This is a genomic window from Streptomyces coeruleoprunus (assembly GCF_039542925.1).
Taxonomy (GTDB): Bacteria; Actinomycetota; Actinomycetes; order Streptomycetales; family Streptomycetaceae; genus Streptomyces; species Streptomyces coeruleoprunus.
The window spans coordinates 3315599-3332363 of sequence record NZ_BAABIT010000001.1 but is presented as its reverse complement, the minus strand read 5'-3'; the positions used below and the strand labels follow the sequence as shown (position 1 = coordinate 3332363).

15 protein-coding genes are annotated in these 16765 nt (G+C 72.4%); 10 read left to right on the top strand and 5 right to left on the bottom strand.

Annotated elements, in window-relative coordinates; genetic code table 11:
• Positions 1-38: 38 nt before the first annotated feature.
• The 3 genes from ABEB09_RS14615 to ABEB09_RS14605 all read right to left on the bottom strand — a co-directional run bounded on the left by ABEB09_RS14615 (position 39) and on the right by ABEB09_RS14605 (position 5022).
• A complete protein-coding gene (locus tag ABEB09_RS14615; protein ID WP_345690340.1) occupies positions 39-1295 on the bottom strand; it encodes an ABC transporter substrate-binding protein in 1257 nt (418 codons plus the stop codon).
• Positions 1296-1835: 540 nt separating this feature from the next.
• Positions 1836-3704 carry a glycoside hydrolase gene (locus ABEB09_RS14610; RefSeq protein ID WP_345690339.1) on the bottom strand — a complete coding sequence of 623 codons (1869 nt, stop codon included), beginning with the start codon at positions 3702-3704 and terminating at the stop codon, positions 1836-1838.
• A gap of 16 nt (positions 3705-3720) precedes the next feature.
• Entirely contained in the window at positions 3721-5022 is a 1302-nt protein-coding gene (locus ABEB09_RS14605; protein WP_345690338.1) for an ROK family transcriptional regulator, read from the bottom strand.
• Positions 5023-5256: 234 nt separating this feature from the next.
• Between ABEB09_RS14605 and ABEB09_RS14600 the strand changes: the two genes are divergently transcribed.
• A complete protein-coding gene (locus ABEB09_RS14600; protein WP_345690337.1) occupies positions 5257-5907 on the top strand; it encodes a hypothetical protein in 651 nt (216 codons plus the stop codon).
• 45 nt (positions 5908-5952) lie between these two features.
• Here ABEB09_RS14600 and ABEB09_RS14595 read toward each other — a convergent pair whose 3' ends face one another.
• A complete protein-coding gene (locus tag ABEB09_RS14595; RefSeq protein ID WP_380839383.1) occupies positions 5953-6672 on the bottom strand; it encodes an SLATT domain-containing protein in 720 nt (239 codons plus the stop codon).
• A 357-nt stretch (positions 6673-7029) separates the two neighbouring features.
• On the opposite strand from ABEB09_RS14595, the gene ABEB09_RS14590 reads away from it, so the two are divergent.
• The 3 genes from ABEB09_RS14590 to ABEB09_RS14580 all read left to right on the top strand — a co-directional run bounded on the left by ABEB09_RS14590 (position 7030) and on the right by ABEB09_RS14580 (position 8707).
• Entirely contained in the window at positions 7030-7365 is a 336-nt protein-coding gene (locus tag ABEB09_RS14590; protein ID WP_345690336.1) for a YbaB/EbfC family nucleoid-associated protein, read from the top strand.
• Between the two features lie 90 nt (positions 7366-7455).
• Positions 7456-8055: a recombination mediator RecR gene (gene recR / locus ABEB09_RS14585; protein ID WP_345690335.1), complete on the top strand. Its 600-nt coding sequence runs from the start codon at positions 7456-7458 to the stop codon at positions 8053-8055.
• Complete coding sequence (locus ABEB09_RS14580) at positions 8048-8707, top strand: DUF5063 domain-containing protein (RefSeq protein ID WP_345690334.1); 660 nt, start codon at positions 8048-8050, stop codon at positions 8705-8707. The genes recR and ABEB09_RS14580 overlap by 8 nt, the downstream gene beginning before the upstream one ends.
• Before the next feature lie 104 nt (positions 8708-8811).
• Here ABEB09_RS14580 and ABEB09_RS14575 read toward each other — a convergent pair whose 3' ends face one another.
• Entirely contained in the window at positions 8812-9708 is an 897-nt protein-coding gene (locus ABEB09_RS14575) for a LysR family transcriptional regulator (protein WP_345690333.1), read from the bottom strand.
• Positions 9709-9833: 125 nt separating this feature from the next.
• Here ABEB09_RS14575 and ABEB09_RS14570 point away from each other — a divergent pair, with 125 nt between their 5' ends.
• The 6 genes from ABEB09_RS14570 (at position 9834) to ABEB09_RS14545 (ending at position 16707) form a co-directional block, all read left to right on the top strand.
• Entirely contained in the window at positions 9834-10871 is a 1038-nt protein-coding gene (locus tag ABEB09_RS14570; RefSeq protein WP_345690332.1) for a YncE family protein, read from the top strand.
• 7 nt (positions 10872-10878) lie between these two features.
• Positions 10879-11274 carry a hypothetical protein gene (locus ABEB09_RS14565; RefSeq protein ID WP_345690331.1) on the top strand — a complete coding sequence of 132 codons (396 nt, stop codon included), beginning with the start codon at positions 10879-10881 and terminating at the stop codon, positions 11272-11274.
• On the top strand, positions 11271-13235 hold the full coding sequence (locus ABEB09_RS14560; protein WP_345690330.1) for an NB-ARC domain-containing protein: 1965 nt from the start codon (positions 11271-11273) through the stop codon (positions 13233-13235). The genes ABEB09_RS14565 and ABEB09_RS14560 overlap by 4 nt, the downstream gene beginning before the upstream one ends.
• A gap of 144 nt (positions 13236-13379) precedes the next feature.
• Positions 13380-14651, top strand: a complete 1272-nt coding sequence (locus ABEB09_RS14555; protein ID WP_345690329.1) for an aspartate kinase — start codon at positions 13380-13382, stop codon at positions 14649-14651.
• A 7-nt stretch (positions 14652-14658) separates the two neighbouring features.
• Positions 14659-15762: an aspartate-semialdehyde dehydrogenase gene (locus ABEB09_RS14550; RefSeq protein ID WP_345690328.1), complete on the top strand. Its 1104-nt coding sequence runs from the start codon at positions 14659-14661 to the stop codon at positions 15760-15762.
• A 267-nt stretch (positions 15763-16029) separates the two neighbouring features.
• Positions 16030-16707 carry a SigE family RNA polymerase sigma factor gene (locus ABEB09_RS14545; protein WP_345690327.1) on the top strand — a complete coding sequence of 226 codons (678 nt, stop codon included), beginning with the start codon at positions 16030-16032 and terminating at the stop codon, positions 16705-16707.
• The last annotated feature ends 58 nt before the right edge of the window (positions 16708-16765 follow it).

Here is a 16765-nt window from a genome sequence, read left to right as displayed (position 1 = left end):
GAAGGCGAGCGTGCGCCCGCGCACGGTGCGCGTGGCGGTCACGACAGCTTCCGCAGCTCGTCCTCGACCTTCTTGTCGGCCTTGTCGAGCGCCGCCTCGGGAGCCATGTCGCTGCGCACGCAGTCGGCCATGACGTCCTCATGGGCGACGATCATCGCCTGGGTCCACATGGGGTTGTCGAAGTGGCCGAACTCGTTGAACAGCCGCACGCCCTCGGCGGGCAGCCCGCTCTTCAGCTTCTCCGCCGAGTTCGCGATCGATGTGCGCGGGGGTATGTGGAAGCCGTAGCTGAGCGCCCAGTCCTCCTGGTGCTGCTTCTGGTCGATCCACAGCCACTTGACGTACTCCTTGGCCAGGTCCTTGTCCTTGGCCTTGGAGCTGACGAACATCGACCAGCCGCCGTTGTAGACGGCCGGCTCGGCGCCGGGCGCCGCCGACGGGAACGGGAAGACTCCCAGGTCGTCGCCGAGCGCCTGCTGCATCGCGGGCATGGCCCACATGCCGCACCACTGGATCGCCGTGAGGCCCTGGACGAGCGCGGACGGGTCCCAGAAGTCGGAGGGCGCGTCGAGGAGCTGGTGGCCGCTGGTGAACAGCGTGCGCAACTTGCCGAGGTTCGCGGCGACTTGGTCGGTGTGGTACGCGATGCGGTTCTTCTCGTCCAGCGTGTCCGCGCCGGACGCCCAGATCAGGGGCCGGACGATCGCGTGCAGCTTGTTGCCGAGGAAGACGCCCTTGACCTTGTCGGTGGTGAGCTTGGCCGCGGCCTCGATCAGCTCGTCGAGGGTCTGCGGCGGGGCGATGCCGGCCTTCTCCAGCAGGGACTTGCGGTAGAAGAAGAACTGCGGGTCGTCGATCATCCGCACGCCCCAGACCTTGCCGTCCACGGTGTGCGAGGCGATGTCGGCGGCGTTGAAGTCGGCCTTCACCGGCTCGATGATGTCGTCGAGTGGGAGGATCTGGCCGGCCCTCACCATGTGGACCTGCGGGTGGAACTCGAAGACGTCCGGGGCGTCGGAGGAGAGCAGCGCGGAGAACAGCTTGTTCTCGAAGTTGTCGCCGGTGATCCACTGCGTTCTGACGTCCGCCTTGCCGAAGCCCTTCGCGTAGCGCTTGAGGGCCTCCTGCGTGCCGGGTTCGCCGTACGCGTGGAAGTACTGCGTCAGCTCCTTCCCCGAACCGCTCCCGCCCGAACGGCCGTTGTTGGAGCCGCACGCGGCGAGGGCGCCGAGCGCGGCGATCCCTCCGGCGGCCCGCAGCACACTGCGCCGGTCCCACTGATTCGAAGCCCGCATGGTGAGTTCCTTGTCTTGTCGGCGGCTCACTGACGCCCTGCGTGGTGCGGGACGTTAGCCATAGGAAAACCCTTCGGCAAGGGGTCGGACGAAGTCCGCGCAAGCGTTTGCCCTCCCTGTTCGGCAACCCGAACAACCGGCTGCCCAGGCACCGTTGAGGCTGCCGCCGCAGTGCTGCCGTTGTGGGCCGGCGTGCCGGTGCCGCCGTTCCTGCTGTGGCGCTGTCGCGCCGTTCCTGCTGTGGGCAGTCGTTCCGCATGGGGGTCCCCCCTGGACGTAGTCCTTGGGGGAGGAACGGGTGGGCACAGCAGGAACGGCCCCTCGGCCTGAGGGCCCACCCCTGGCGCGCGCCACGATGGTGGGTGGGTCCGGGTGCGGCCCGGGGGTCACGTGCTCAGATTGGCTCGTGCGGGGCCCGTGAGAGCGAGGCGTCCCAGCGTCGCCAATCCTGCGCGCGCGACCCCCGGTCCACCCCCGTCCCGTCGTCGGGCGGCTCTCCCCCGGTGGGGGTTGGGTGGGTGGGACCGCCCGCCCGTGGGGCTACACCCGCGTCCAGGTCTGGTTGGATCCGCCCGTGCAAGTCCAGAGGCCCACGCGTGTGCCCTGTGCCGTGTCCCAGCCGTTCACGTCCAGGCACCGTCCGCTCGCCTCATGGACCACCTGCCCGTTGGCGTTCAGCAGCCAGCGCTCCTCGGGCGCCCCCGAGCACGCGGCGAGCCCCAGCGCCCCGCCCACAGGCGCCAGGCACCGCCCGTCGCCCGCGCGCAGCGCACCCGACCGGTCGTAGGACCAGGAGCCCGCCTCGCACGAGGCGATCCACGCGGACGAACCGTCCGCCGCGAGGCACTTGCCCGAGTGCTGCCCCTGGAGCGCCCCCGCCAGGGCCTCCGCCCCATCGTCCCCGCTCTGCCCGAGCACGTACGTGGTGATGGACCGCGCCGGGAGCGTCGAGGAGACGGTGGAGCCGTGAACGACGGGCGCCGCGGCCGGCGCCCAGTTCTCCGTCGCCGATGTCCGCACGGCACGCTGCGGCTTCAGCGCGCCCGCCTTGCTGTTGAAGTGCAGGGCCAGCTCGGTGGCCGTGGTGTTGTGGTTGTTGACCACGACGACCCAGCGTCCGTTGTGGTCGTACGCCGTGACCTCCACCCCGGCCGGCGCCCCGGTCACGTTGTGGGCCACCGCCCCGGGCTTCACGAACTTGCTGTACTGCCCGAGCGCGTAGTACCGCTTCGTCATGTACAGCTTCTGGTTCCCGGTCGTGGCGTAGTTCTCGTCGTAGTAGATGAGCCCGTCGTTCCAGCCGAGGTCGTTCTTCTCGGCGGCGCCCGTCGCCGGGTCGACCCCGGTCTTGTTGGACAGGGCGGTCCACCAGTGGAACGCCGAGTCGTGCGCCGTGGCGAAGTCCTTGTAGATGATCCGGGACATCAGCAGGGCGTTGTCGATGGTCGGGTCGTACTCCTTGTTCCAGCCCGTGCCGCCCTTGCCGAAGCAGCAGATCTCGGTGGCCCAGGGCTGTTTGCCGAAGGTCCTCGACACCTCGCCGATCTGCGCCAGCGAGCCGTCTCCCGGGTTGTTGTACGTGTGGTGGGCGAGCTTGTCGACGTACCGCGCGGTCCCGGGCTGGGCGAGCCACTGCGGCACCTCGCGGTTGAACCCGTCGGTGCTGCTGGACTCGTCCGCGATGATGCCGGTGGCGCGGGTGGCGGTGCGGGACTCCAGCGCGGCGCCGACCGCCCGCACGATGTCGTCGCGCTGCGCGACGTCGACGAGCATGCCCTCCTGGCCGCAGCTGTCGAAGCTGTTGGTCGGCTCGTTGAACGGGCTGATGTAGTCCAGCTTGACGCCCTGCGCGCGGAAGTGGGCGGTCACGTCGGCGACGTATCCGGCGAAGTCCCGCTCGCGCTCGGCCTTGAGGTGGCCGCCGCAGCTCTTGCCGTTGGTGGTCCACTCGGCGGGCGCGCTGTTGACGAAGCCGATCAGGTCCTCGACACCGTACTGCGCGGCGTACCGGAGGAACGTCCGCCCGCCCTTGTCGCGGTTCCAGTCGTACGACCCGTCGGCGGCGAGGAAGTCCTCGGGCGCCCGCTCGGGCGTCGTCACCCCGGTGCCCCCGCCGCCGATGTTGTAGCGGTACGAGGAGAGGTCGAGGCCGTCGGCCGAGAACAGCAGCGCCGCGGCCCGTGCCTGGACGTCCGGCGAGAACCGGGCCAGGTCGTTGGGCCACCAGGCGCCCGAGGCGCCGATGTTGTCGATGGTCTGTGCCGCGTGCGGCGACACCTCGGCGGGTACGGGGCCGGCCGCCGTGACGGCGGGCGCGGCGCCGAGCAGCGTCCCGGTCAGGGCGAGAGCGGCGGCCCCGCTGCCGAGGGCGAGGCGTATACGGGGTGGGGCACCGGTGAGGCGGTCCATGGGCAACCCTTCGTCATCAAGAGGGTGTGCTGCGAACGGTCCTTGCTGTGGTGCTCGGGGCGACACCCGCGGGGGTGCCGGCGGCGCCGTTCGTGCGGCGGGCGGTGGCGCTGCGGCCCGCGGTCTTCTGGCCGACCGAGGCGAGCGCCCCCTTCAGCGCGAACGTCGCCGCGCCGAGGCTCACCGGGTCGGAGGGGATGGGCGACAGCACGATCTCGACGGCGTCGAGCGGCCGGCGCAGCGCGTGCCGGGCGACCTGCTCGCGTACCGCGTGGAGGAGCGGTTGGCCGAGGCGCGCGGCGACCCAGCTGCTGAGCACGATCATCTCGGGGTTGAGCAGGTTCACCAGGTCGGCGACCGCAGCGCCCAGGCAGCGCGCGGTCTCCTGGAGCGCGGCCACGGCCACGTGGTCGCCCTCGGCGACGGCGGCCGCGAGCGCGGCGATGGTGGCCGTCTGGTCGTCGGGGTGCAGCAGCGGGCTGTGCGGGCTCAGCTCGCGGAGGTTCTGCATGATGCCGGGCGCGCCCACGTACGTCTCGACGCAGCCGCGGTTGCCGCAGTGGCAGGGCCGCCCGTCCAGGACGAGCGTGGTGTGGCCCCATTCGCCGGCGCTGTTGGTGATGCCGCGGTGCAGGGCGCCGCCGAGGGCGAGGCCCGCGCCGACACCGGTGCCGAGGTTGACCACGACGACGTCCTCGCGGCCGCGCGCGGCGCCGAACCACAGCTCCGCGACGGTGCAGGCGCGCAGCGGATTGTCGAGGTACAGCGGGTACGGCACCCGCTCGGCCAGCAGGTCCAGCAACGGCACGTCGTGCCAGTCCCAGTTCGGCGCGTACACCGAGACGCCGCCCTCGCGGTCCACCTGGCCGGGCATGCTGACGCCGACGCCCAGGACCCGTTCGTCGGGCACACCGGACTGCTCGACGACCGAGCGGACGGCGTCCGCGATGTGCGCGACGACCTCTTCGGGGCGGCTGTCGGCGGGCCGCAGCTCCTCGTCGGCGCGGGCCAGCACGTTCAGCGCGAGGTCGAACAGCTCCACGTGGACGTACGTCTCGGCGACGTCGACGCCGATGAGCGCGCCGCCGGCCGCGTCGACCGCGATCAGGCCACGCGGGCGGCCGCCGTCGGAGTCCTCGAAGCCGACCTCCGTCAGCATGCCGAGGTCGAGCAGCTCGCCGACGAGAGTGGCGACGGTGGCGAGACTCAGCCCGGTCGCCGCGGCCACCTCCTGCCGGGACACCGGGGACGCGGCGATGATCCGCCGCAGCACGTCATAGCGATTGGCGGTGCGAATGTCGCGGGACGTGCGCCTCATCCGTGATCCCCTTCGGTCGGCCGGGCGACAGGCTATGGCTCTCCGCCGAGTTCGACAAGGGCTTAGGAAAGGGGTTGTACGAAGGGGCTTCCGGCGAACGGCCGCCGCAGCGGCCCCCTTTGCCGCTTCGTCCCCCGCGCCGCCGGGTATCACTGAGCCCACGTCCGAGCCAGGGCGCGTCAGCACTAGTCTGAGCCGACGCCGCCGACGCCCCGATCCGAGAGCGAGTCAACGTTGGCCTGTGACCTGTGGCTGGTCCCCCTTGTCGACGTGCTGTGCCACAGCCCCGACAACCCCTTCGCCGAAGAGATCGCCGCGTACGACCGCGCCCTGACCGGGTCGGGGCTCCCGACCGTCCCGGTCTTCGCCTACATGCCGGGCCTGTCGGGCGACGTCGCGCCCGTCGCCGGCTTCGACTACGACGCCCTGCACTTCCTGCGCCGTGCCTACCTGCTGCAGCTCTGCGGTCTCGCCGTCACGCCCGTCGACGAACTGGGCGGCGACTACGAGCAGTTGCTGGAGATGTTCGAGGCGACGGCCCAGCAGTCCCACCTGGTCTGGCACTACGACCACGCGGGCGCCTACGTGCCGGTCGACTTCCCCGCCCCGCTCTCCACCGAGGAGCTGCTGGCGGGCGGCGGCCCGCTCGGCTCGGCGCAGGGCCTGCTGCGTGAGCTGGAGTTCGTCGCCCCGTCCATCGGGATCGACCCCGCGAACCCCCCGGCCGCCCCGGCGCCGCCGCAGCGCCCGACGTCGCTGGAGGAGCCGGCCGCCCCCGTCCCGTACGACGACAGCCCCTTCGCGCGGGAGCGCCACGTCTGGCTGGGCCTCCACGCGGCGGCGACCCGCAGCCTGGGCCAGGGCTCAATGATCATCTTCAGCTGAGCCGTCCGGGCCGACCGGGTGGCCCCGTGATCGTTTCGCCGGGGCTCAGCGCGGCTCGGGAGGGCGCTGGCGCGGCATGTTCGGGCGGGCAGCCGGGGGGAGCGGGAAACGGCCTCCCGGCACCGGCCCGCCCCCCGTCTCCTGCCGGGCCATGGGCGCGTTCAGGGACTGGGTCACCAGGGGCGCCGGGCCCGAGCGGAACTCCACCATCCAGTCGGCCGTCTCGGCCCGGACCAGGTCCGTCACGTCCTCCGTGAACCGCCGCAGCACCCCCAGGCAGCGCTCCGCCGCCTCGCCCGCCGTGCCCTCCGTGGGGCCCAGCACCTCCCGTACGCTCTCCGACGCCCAGTCGAACTGGAGGGCCTGGAGACGCCGCTGCACCGCCTGCGCGGTCGCCACGTCCCGCATCCAGCCGGACGTCAGCCCGAAGTACCGGTCGCAGGCCATGCACGCGGCGGCGAGCAGCAGCGACAGATAGCCCCAGCCCGCCGCGCCGTCCAGGGCGTCCGTCAGGTCGAGGAGCGGCAGCGCGGCCCCCAGGACCGCGCCCAGCGCCGTACCGGACCGCAGGGCGCGGGCGCCGCGGCGCTTCCACACCCGGTCGGCGAGGTACCAGTCGGCCGTCCGCAGCGCGTTCGACTCGACCCAGCGGTAGAGCTCGTGCAGCCGCTCGGCCGGCTCGCCCCAGTCACCGAGCGGGAACGGCCGTCCGGTCAGATCCTCCCCCCGGGCGGGCCCCCCGGGCTGCATCTCCGGCTGGCTCACCGGGGCACTCCTCTGCGCTCTGCGTGACAATGCGTGACGTGCGGTGATGTACGGTGACTCGTTTTCTGCTCTGCTTCTGCTCTGCCTGCGGTGAGTGTCTGCTCTGCGTGCGGTCCGATGATGTCCGGGCTGCCGGTGCGTGGGGTGTGCCCGATGTGCAGCCCCTTCCTACCGCCGAATGGTGGTCCGGGGGCGCGAAATCGCGGGATTTCCGCCCGCAAGAGGGGCGTGATCAGGTAGAGGGCGCGCCCGACCTTCACTCGAACGAGTGCATCGGTCTGCGTGGGGCGCGCTGCCCGGGGACCACGTAGGCTCGGCCGTACCGAAACATTCGTCGTCGACGTGCCAGGAGTGACCGTGATCCCCGGTGGTGGCCAGCCCAACATGCAGCAGCTGCTCCAGCAGGCCCAGAAGATGCAGCAGGACCTCGCGCGGGCGCAGGAGGAGCTGGCCGGGACGGAGGTCGACGGCCAGGCCGGCGGCGGCCTGGTGAAGGCCACGGTCACCGGCGCCGGCGAGCTGCGGGGCCTGGTCATCGACCCCAAGGCGGTCGACCCGGAGGACACGGAGACCCTGGCCGACCTGATCGTCGCGGCCGTGCAGGCCGCGAACGAGAACGCGCAGCAGCTCCAGCAGCAGAAGCTCGGCCCGCTGGCGCAGGGTCTCGGCGGGGTGCCCGGCCTGCCCTTCTGAGGCACGTTCCGGGCGGGCGCCGACACTTCTGCGGCGCACCCCCAGCAACTACCGTAGGCATCAAGACTGCACTCCCGGAGAGGCGTTCCGTTGTACGAAGGCGTGGTTCAGGACCTGATCGACGAACTGGGCAGGCTGCCCGGCGTCGGGCCCAAGAGCGCCCAGCGGATCGCCTTCCACATCCTCCAGGCCGAGCCCACGGACGTCCGCCGGCTCGCCCAGGCCCTGCTGGAGGTCAAGGAGAAGGTCCGGTTCTGCGCGGTCTGCGGCAACGTCGCCCAGGAGGAGCGGTGCGGCATCTGCCGTGACCCGCGCCGGGACGACGCGGTCATCTGTGTGGTCGAGGAGCCCAAGGACGTCGTCGCCATCGAGCGGACGCGCGAGTTCCGGGGGCGGTACCACGTGCTCGGCGGCGCGATCAGCCCGATCGAGGGCGTCGGCCCCGACGACCTGCGGATCCGTGAGCTGCTGGCCCGCCTCGCGGACGGGACGGTCACCGAGCTGATCCTGGCGACCGACCCGAACCTGGAGGGGGAGGCCACCGCGACGTACCTGGCGCGGATGGTCAAGCCCATGGGCCTGAAGGTCACGCGCCTTGCCAGCGGGCTGCCCGTTGGCGGAGACCTGGAATACGCCGACGAGGTCACCCTCGGGCGAGCGTTCGAAGGGAGACGACTCCTCGATGTCTGACGCCACACTGCACGCGCACTCGCTGGACCCGGACAGCTTCGCGGTCCAGGTCGCCGACTCGATCGAGTCCTTCATCGTGGCCACCACGGAAGTGGCCAAGGGCGACGAGCCCGACAGCGCCATCCCGTTCCTCCTGCTGGAGGTCTCGCAGCTGCTGCTGGCCGGCGGGCGGCTCGGCGCGCACGAGGACATCGTGCCCGACGAGCGCTACGAGCCGGACACGGGTCCGGACCTCGACGTCGACGACCTGCGCGAGCGCTTCGCGGCGCTCCTCGACCCGGTGGACGTCTTCTCGGAGGTCTTCGACCCGTACGAGCCGCGCAAGGCGCCGGTCCCGTTCCGGATCTCCGACAACCTGGCCGACATCATCATGGACCTCCGCCACGGCCTGGCCCACTACCGCGCGGGCCGGACGTCCGAGGCGCTGTGGTGGTGGCAGTTCTCGTACTTCTCCAACTGGGGCCCCACCGCCTCCGCGACCCTCCGCGCCCTCCAGTCCCTGGTCGCCCACGTCCGTCTGGACCAGCCGCTGGAGGCGCTGGACGGCCTCGACACGGACGAGGACGTCGCGGACGAGGACCTGGCGGAGGAGGCGGGCCGCGTCATGGCCCAGGAGATCGCGGGCCCCTTGGGCCTCCACACCCGCAAGTAGCCGCTTCCGGCGGGGCGCCTGTGCCGGCCGCGGTTCCGCCGCTGTGGGCCGACGCCGCCGTTCCCGGCGCGGCCCCTCCCGGGCCCCGCACCCCGACCCGGCCCTCAGGAGCCCCACGCCCTCCGCACCTGGGCCCGCAGCCACCCGTGCGCCGGGTCGGCATCGTTGCGGGGATGCCACGCCATCGCCACCGCAAGCCGTGGCAGCGGCAGCGGCACCTCGAAGGTGTGCAGCCCCAGCGCCTGGGGCCAGTGCCCCGCGATGTCCTCCGGCGTGAGGCACACCAGGTCCGCGTCCCGGCACAGCAGCAGCGCCGTGGACCAGCTGGGCACGACCGCCGCCACCCGCCGCCGCAGCCCCCGCGCGGCGAGCGCGTCGTCCACGGGCCCCCGTACCCTCCCCTGCCGCGACACCCCGATGTGGTCGGCCGCCGCGAAGGCCCGCACGCCGGGCCGGGCCGAACGCGCCAGCGGGTGCCCGGGACGTACGACACCGAGGAGACGGCTCTCGCCCAGCGGCTCCACCCGCGTCTCCGGGTCCGCGTGACCGATCACGCCGACCTCCAGATCGAGCACCCCGTCCCGCAGGGCCGTGGTGCCCTCCAGCGTCTCCGGCAGGAACCGCAGCGTCACCCCCGGAGCTTCACGGGCCGCGGCGGCAAGCAGCCGCGGCGCGATCCGCCCGAGCAGCGGATCGCTCGCCTGCACGCCGAACGCCCGCGTGAACGCCGCCGGATCCGTGGTCGGCCCCGGGCCGAGCAGGCCACGCGCCTCGCGCACCAGCGCGCTGACGCGCGGGCGCAGCTCGACGGCGCGGGGCGTCGGCACCAGCCCCCGGCCCGCGCGGACGAGCACGGGGTCGCCGAGGGCCTTGCGGATCCGGCCCAGCGTGCGGCTCATCGCGGGGGCGGAGACATGCAGGCGCGCGGCGGCGCCGGTGACGCTGCCCTCCTCCAGCAGGGCGTCCAGCGCCACCAGCAGGTTCAGGTCGAGCGATTCCACGATGTGACTCCGATCACCGGCCGCCCCGCCCGCGCCGGGGTCCACCAGAAGCTTTCCTCTCAGCACAATGACACCTTGCCGGCATTGCACTGGAGTCAATGCTCACGCCCTCCCAGGCTGAGGGCATGACCGACACCACGAACACCGGCCTCCTCGCGGTCGTCAGCCAGAGCGGCCCCACCGTGACCTTCTTCGACGCGGTGACGTACGAGCCCCTGGACGTCCTCGACGTACCGAGCGAGCCCCACGAACTCTGCTTCGACCCCCGGCGACGCCTGCTGTACTGCACGATCACCTACCGCTCCGGCTACTACCACGCCCACACCGGCCGGGCCCGGGAGCTGGTCGTCATCGACCCGGACGCCCGCCGGGTGCTCGACGTGATCGACCTCGCACCCGAACAGGCGCCGCACGGCGTCCTGTTGGACCCCGTACGGGACCTGGTGTGGGTGAGCGTCGAGGGAGAGCCTGGCGCGCTGGTCGCCGTGGACCCGGAGACGCGGAAGACGGTGCGTCGCGTGCCCGTCGGGGCGCCGGGGCCGCACTGGTTCGCCATCACGCCGGACGGCCGCCGCGCGTACGCGGCCAACAAGGAGGCGCCGTTCGTCTCGGTGGTCGACCTGGAGACGGGCGGTGCGGCGGGCCGGATCGAGGTGCCGGGCAGTGAGGGCATCGCGGTCTCGCCGGACGGGCGGTACGTGTATGTCGCCGCGCCGAAGGGCGACTTCGGGTCCGCGGAGGTGCGGGACGCGGGCGTGCGGGTGATCGACACGGACAGCGGCCGGGTGGTCCGTACGCTCGCCACCGAGGGGTACGTCTTCCCCGTGCACGTGACGACGGCGGGCCTCGTCCTGGCCGGCGAACTGCGGTTCTCGGCGGGCGGATCGGCGCTCGGCGCCCAGGTGCCGGGCGTGCTGCACCTCTACGAGCCGGGCGGGACGCGCGAGCGGGGCCGGGTGCCCGTGGGGGCCTTCCCGCTGACGATCACGTCGTCGCCGGACGGACGGTACGCGTACGTCTCGGCGGTCTCGTCGAGCACGGTCACGGTGGTGGACCTGGCCGCCCCGGAGGTGGTGACGACCCTGGAGGTCGCCAGGGCGGGGGAACCCGGGGCGCACGGCTTGGCGTACATCCCGGCGCGGCGGGGGCCCGGAGCGTCATGATGCTCGTATGAAGGTCTGGCTGTGGACGGGCGGAGTGCTCGGGGGCCTCGGCGTGACGGCCCTCGTGGCCGTCGCCGTCGCCGACTTGGGCCGGGCGGACCAGATCGCGAGCGTGTGTGGCGCGATCCTGGCACTGGCCGGTGTGGCGGTCGCGCTGTACGGGCAGTTCGGCGGCAGATCGACCGGTGCGGGTGGCACCTCTGTCGTGGCGTCCGGTGAGCGTTCCGTCGCCGCGGGCGGCGGCATCGGGGCCGTATCGACCGGCGACAACGCCCCGGTGGGCCCGGCACCTTCGCCGCCACCTTGCGGCGGGGCACGGGCGCGTGGTCCCGTCACCGCTTCGGGCGACCGCTCCGTCGCGGCGGGCGGCGACATCGGCAGCGCGTCGACGGGGGACGCGTGACCTCGGCGTCGGGAGACCGCTCGGCGGCCGCCGGCGGCGACATCGGCTGGGTCAACACCGGCGACTTCCTCACGCACGTGGACCACGCCACGCTGCTGCCGCCCGAGGCCCTGGCCCCCGCCGAATGTCCGCCCGGTCTGGTGCACCTGCCGGGCCGCACCGGCGAGTTCGTCGGTCGCCGGGGCGAACTCGCCGCGCTGGACGCGGCGTTCGCCACCTCCACCGGGGTCGTCGTGCAGGCGGTGCACGGGCTCGGCGGCATCGGCAAGTCCACGCTCGCGGCGCGCTGGGCGGCGACCCGGATGGACGACCACGACCCGGTGTGGTGGATCGACGCCGAGACGCCGGCCGCCCTCGAAGCGGGGCTCGCCGCGCTGGCCGCCGCGATGCAGCCCGTCCTCGCGGCGGTACTCCCGCAGGAGGCCCTGCGGGAACGGGCCGTGCAGTGGCTGTCGGCGCACGACGGGTGGCTGCTGGTGCTGGACAACGTCTCCGACCCGGCCGACGTCCGACCCCTGCTGGACCGCGCCCGGCGCGGCCGGTTCCTGATCACGACCAGACGCGCCACCGGCTGGCACGGCATCGCCCGCACGCTCGCTCTCGACGTGCTCACGCTGCCGGAGGCCGTCCGGCTGTTCACCGGCATCCACCGGGGCGTGCGGGACGGCGTCTCGGATCTGTGCCACGAGCTGGGCTGCCTGCCCCTCGCGGTCGAGCAGGCGGCGGCGTACTGCGTGGAGGCGGGCATCGGGCCGCGCGCGTACCTCGACCTGCTCGCAGGCCATCCGGCCGCCGTCCTCGCGGGCATCCCGGAGGGGGCCGACGAGCGGCGGGCCGTCGCCCGGGTGTGGCGCGTGACCCTGGACCGGCTGGCCGACACCCCGCTCGCGGGCACGATCCTGCGGGTCCTCGCGTGGTGGGACGCGAACGGCATCCCCCGCGCGTACCTGGCGCCGCTCGGCAGCCCACCCGAGGTGACGGAGGCTGTTCGCCGCCTGGTCGCCCACAGCATGATCACGTCACACGCCGACGGCACGCTGTCCGTGCACCGGCTGGTGCAGGCGGTGGCGAGGACGGCTGATGAGGAGGATCCGCATCGGCGGGGGGAGCTGGTGGAGGAGGGGCGGGAGACGGCGGTGGACCTGTTGGCCAGGTGCGGCGAGAACTTGCAGGCCGCGCCACCGCAGGACCGCCGGGCCTGGGCGGGGCACATGGAGGCGCTGGTGTCGAGCGCCGATCCGGCCACGGACAGCGAGAAGACGGCCATCGTGCTGGCCGCGGCGGCCACGGTGATGTACCTGTTCTCCGGCCGGCGGGCGCTCGCGCTGGGCGAGCGCGCGAGCGCCGGTCTGGAAAGGCACCAGGGGCCGGACTCGGAGGCGCGCCTCAACCTCGGGTGGCTTCTCGCGATGCTCCTCCGGACCGAGGACGCCGACCGGGCCACGGCCATCGTCAGGGACACGCTGGCGGGCCATGAGCGAGCCTTCGGCGCGGACGACGCACGTACCCGCCAGGCCCGCAGGTACGCGACCGCGATGCTGCACGACATGGCCCTCCACAAGGCCAAGAACGCCCTGCCGGCCGCCCGCCTCGGGGACGAAGCAGCTCTCCGAACCCTCCATCAGGCCTTGGCGGACGCCCCGAGGGAAGTGCTCCACGACCACGACGGCCGGCTGATCCAGGAGTGTCTCGACGCAGGCCGGACCGACGCGGCGATCCGTTTGGCGGAACGAAGAGCGGAGAAGCTCGCCGAACGGGAGGGGCCCACCTCGCTGCTCGCCTTCGGGGCGCGTGCCGCCCTTGTCCTGATCGTCCACGTGTCCGGGCGGGCGGACGCCGCCCGCGAGCTCGCCACCGCCCTGCTCGCCGAGTGCGAGGCGGTGTACGGCGCGGACGGGTTCACCCAGGAGCTGCGCCGCTTCCTGAGTGACCCGCCCCACATTCCGCGTACCGCTCCCTGAGCGGGGCAGGTTCCGGCCGAGCGGCCGGGGCGCCGCGGGTGATCACTGAATGAGCGGGACATCTCACGATGTGACATCCTGCGGGGGTTTCCCGGTCGCTCGTTAGACTGAGCCGACCGCAAACGGAACGAGCGAGGAGCGCACGTGGGCCTTGTCGTGCAGAAGTACGGAGGCTCCTCCGTTGCCGATGCCGAGGGCATCAAGCGCGTCGCCAAGCGAATCGTCGAAGCCAAGAAGAACGGCCACCAGGTGGTCGTCGTGGTTTCCGCGATGGGCGACACGACGGACGAGCTGATCGATCTCGCCGAGCAGGTATCGCCGATGCCTGCGGGGCGTGAGTTCGACATGCTGCTGACCGCCGGAGAGCGGATCTCCATGGCCCTGCTGGCGATGGCGATCAAAAACCTGGGCCACGAGGCCCAGTCGTTCACGGGCAGCCAGGCAGGCGTCATCACCGACTCGGTCCACAACAAAGCGCGCATCATCGATGTCACGCCGGGCCGCATCCGCACCGCGCTCGACGAGGGCAACATCGCCATCGTCGCCGGCTTCCAGGGCGTGTCCCAGGACAAGAAGGACATCACCACCCTCGGCCGGGGCGGCTCGGACACCACGGCCGTGGCCCTCGCCGCGGCGCTGGACGCCGAGGTGTGCGAGATCTACACGGACGTCGACGGCGTCTTCACCGCCGACCCGCGGGTCGTGAAGAAGGCCCGGAAGATCGACTGGATCTCCTTCGAGGACATGCTGGAGCTGGCCAGCTCCGGCTCCAAGGTGCTGCTGCACCGGTGCGTCGAGTACGCACGCCGTTACAACATCCCGATCCACGTCCGCTCCTCCTTCTCGGGGCTCCAGGGCACGTGGGTCAGCAACGAACCGCGAGGGGACCGCACGGTGGAGCAGGCCATCATCTCCGGTGTCGCCCACGACACCTCCGAAGCGAAGATCACCGTCGTCGGCGTGCCCGACAAGCCGGGCGAGGCCGCCGCGATCTTCCGCACCATCGCGGACGCCGAGATCAACATCGACATGGTGGTCCAGAACGTCTCGGCCGCCGCCACCGGCCTGACGGACATCTCCTTCACGCTCCCCAAGACCGAGGGCCGCAAGGCCATCGACGCCCTGGAGAAGCAGAAGGCCGCCATCGGCTTCGAGTCGCTGCGCTACGACGACCAGATCGGCAAGATCTCCCTCGTCGGCGCCGGCATGAAGACCAACCCGGGCGTCACCGCCTCCTTCTTCGAGGCGCTGTCCAACGCCGGTGTGAACATCGAGCTGATCTCCACCTCGGAGATCCGCATCTCGGTGGTCACCCGCGCCGACGACGTCAACGAGGCCGTCCGCGCCGTCCACACCGCCTTCGGGCTGGACAGCGAGTCGGCCGAGGCCGTGGTCTACGGCGGCACCGGGCGGTGAGCCCGTCATGAGCCGCAAGCCGGCGCTCGCGGTCGTCGGTGCGACCGGAGCCGCCGGCGCGGTGATGCTCCAGATCCTGTCGCAGCACGCCGACGTCTGGGGCGACATACGCCTGCTCGCCTCCCCGCGCTCGGCCGGCCGCAAGCTGGCCGTCCGCGGGGAGGAGTGCGAGGTCCTCGCGCTCGACGAGGACACCCTGCGGGGCGTGGACGTCGCGGTGTTCCTCGTACCGGAGGACGTCGCCGCCCGGTGGGCGCCGATCGCCGCCGCGCAGGGTGCCGTGGTCGTCGACGCCTCGGCCGCGTTCCGGATGGACCCGGACGTGCCGCTCGTCGTCCCCGAGATCAATCCGCACGCGGTGCGGGTGCGGCCGCGGGGCATCGTCGCCAGTCCGGGCTGCACCACGCTCGCGCTGATCGTCGCGGTGGGCGCCCTGCACGCCGAGTTCGGGCTGAGCGAGCTGGTCGTCTCGGCGTACCAGGCCGTCAGCGGCGCCGGTCAGGCCGGGGTCGCCGCCCTGCGCGAGCAGCTGTCCACGGTCGCCGGTACGCGGCTGGGTACGACGCCCGGCGACGTACGGCGTGCCGTCGGCGACGACACAGGGCCGTTCGCCGGGCCGGTCGCGCTCAACGTCGTGCCGTGGTCGGGCACGCCGCAGCAGGACGGCTGGTCGTCGGAGGAGCTGCGGATCCGGGACGAGACCCGCAAGATCCTCGACCTGCCGGGGCTGCGTGTCGCGGCCACCTGTGTGCGCGTCCCCGTCGTCACCGCCCACTCGGTCTCCGTGCACGCCCGCTTCGAGCGCGCCGTGACCGTGGAGCGGGCCCACGAGATCCTCGCCACCTCGCCGGGCGTCGTCCTCTACGACGACCCCGCGGCCGGCGACTTCCCGACGCCCGCCGACGTCGTGGGCACCGACCCCACCTGGGTCGGGCGCGTACGGCGGTCGCTGGACGACGACCGGGCCCTGGACTTCTTCGTGTGTGGCGACAACCTGCGCAAGGGTGCCGCGCTGAACACCGCCCAGGTCGCGGAGTCCGTCGCCGCGGAGCTCACCGCGGGACTCGCCGCGGGCCGCTCGGCGGGCGAAGCGGCATATGCGGTGGACTGAGCGGCGGACCTTTGTAGGATCTGTGAACGCCCTGTGTGAAAGTCTTCGGCCTGTACTGCTTGAACTGGGGCGATGGCATGTTCGACGATGCTGCTCCCCCTGCTGCAACCGGTAGTTGGTGGGAAGCGTCTCTGCGGTCGCCCCTGAGTGCTGCCGCGCAAAACGGGGCATTGGGGAAGAGCGGATACGCATGAGGGCAAACGACGCACCGTCACAAGCGGAGGCGTGCGCGTACAACCCTGACGGGGGGCAACGTGTCCAACAGGCGTGGCAGAGGTACTCGACTTCACGACAGCGGGTCCGCTTCGCGGCGCCGCGGTGCTCCCGCTCCGGCGGCCGCCCCAGCGCACCCGGCGGCCCGGCGGCGGCATGCCGGTGATCGCACCCATGCCCGCCACCCGGCGCACGCCCCTGCCGTCGCAGCGTGACGGCGCCGACGAGTCGATGACCGCGGGGACCACCGTCGACCACCTCACCGAGACCTACCGCGCCCACTACCGGTCGCTGCTGGGTCTCGCCGCGCTGCTGCTGGACGACACCGCCTCCTGCGAGGACGTCGTCCAGGAGGCGTTCATCCGCGTCCACTCCGCGCGCAAGCGCGTCCGCGACCCCGAGAAGACCCTGGCGTACCTGCGGCAGACCGTGGTCAACCTGTCCCGGTCCGCGCTGCGCCGCCGCATACTCGGGCTGAAGCTCCTGTCCAAGCCGATGCCCGACATGGCGAGCGCCGAGGAGGGAGCGTACGACCAGCTGGAGCGCGACGCCCTCATCAAGGCGATGCGCGGACTCCAGCGCCGCCAGCGCGAGGTGCTGGTGCTGCGCTACTTCGCCGACATGACGGAGGCTCAGGTCGCCGAGACCCTCGGCATATCCCTCGGCTCGGTGAAGGCGTACGGCTCCCGCGGCATCGCGGCGCTGCGCGTCGCCATGGAGGCGAAGGCATGAGCGGGCGCGGAGAAAGCTTTGAGCGGTACGGGCCGGACGGGCCGTCGGACGACCGGAC

Bases quoted from the DNA above. Each gene is read 5' to 3' on its own strand.
- ABEB09_RS14615 (WP_345690340.1), bottom strand. From the start codon at position 1,295: ATGCGGGCTTCGAATCAGTGGGACCGGCGCAGTGTGCTGCGGGCCGCC.
- ABEB09_RS14610 (WP_345690339.1), bottom strand. From the start codon at position 3,704: ATGGACCGCCTCACCGGTGCCCCACCCCGTATACGCCTCGCCCTCGGC.
- ABEB09_RS14605 (WP_345690338.1), bottom strand. From the start codon at position 5,022: ATGAGGCGCACGTCCCGCGACATTCGCACCGCCAATCGCTATGACGTG.
- ABEB09_RS14580 (WP_345690334.1), top strand. From the start codon at position 8,048: ATGTCTGACGCCACACTGCACGCGCACTCGCTGGACCCGGACAGCTTC.
- ABEB09_RS14570 (WP_345690332.1), top strand. From the start codon at position 9,834: ATGACCGACACCACGAACACCGGCCTCCTCGCGGTCGTCAGCCAGAGC.
- ABEB09_RS14565 (WP_345690331.1), top strand. From the start codon at position 10,879: ATGAAGGTCTGGCTGTGGACGGGCGGAGTGCTCGGGGGCCTCGGCGTG.
- ABEB09_RS14550 (WP_345690328.1), top strand. From the start codon at position 14,659: ATGAGCCGCAAGCCGGCGCTCGCGGTCGTCGGTGCGACCGGAGCCGCC.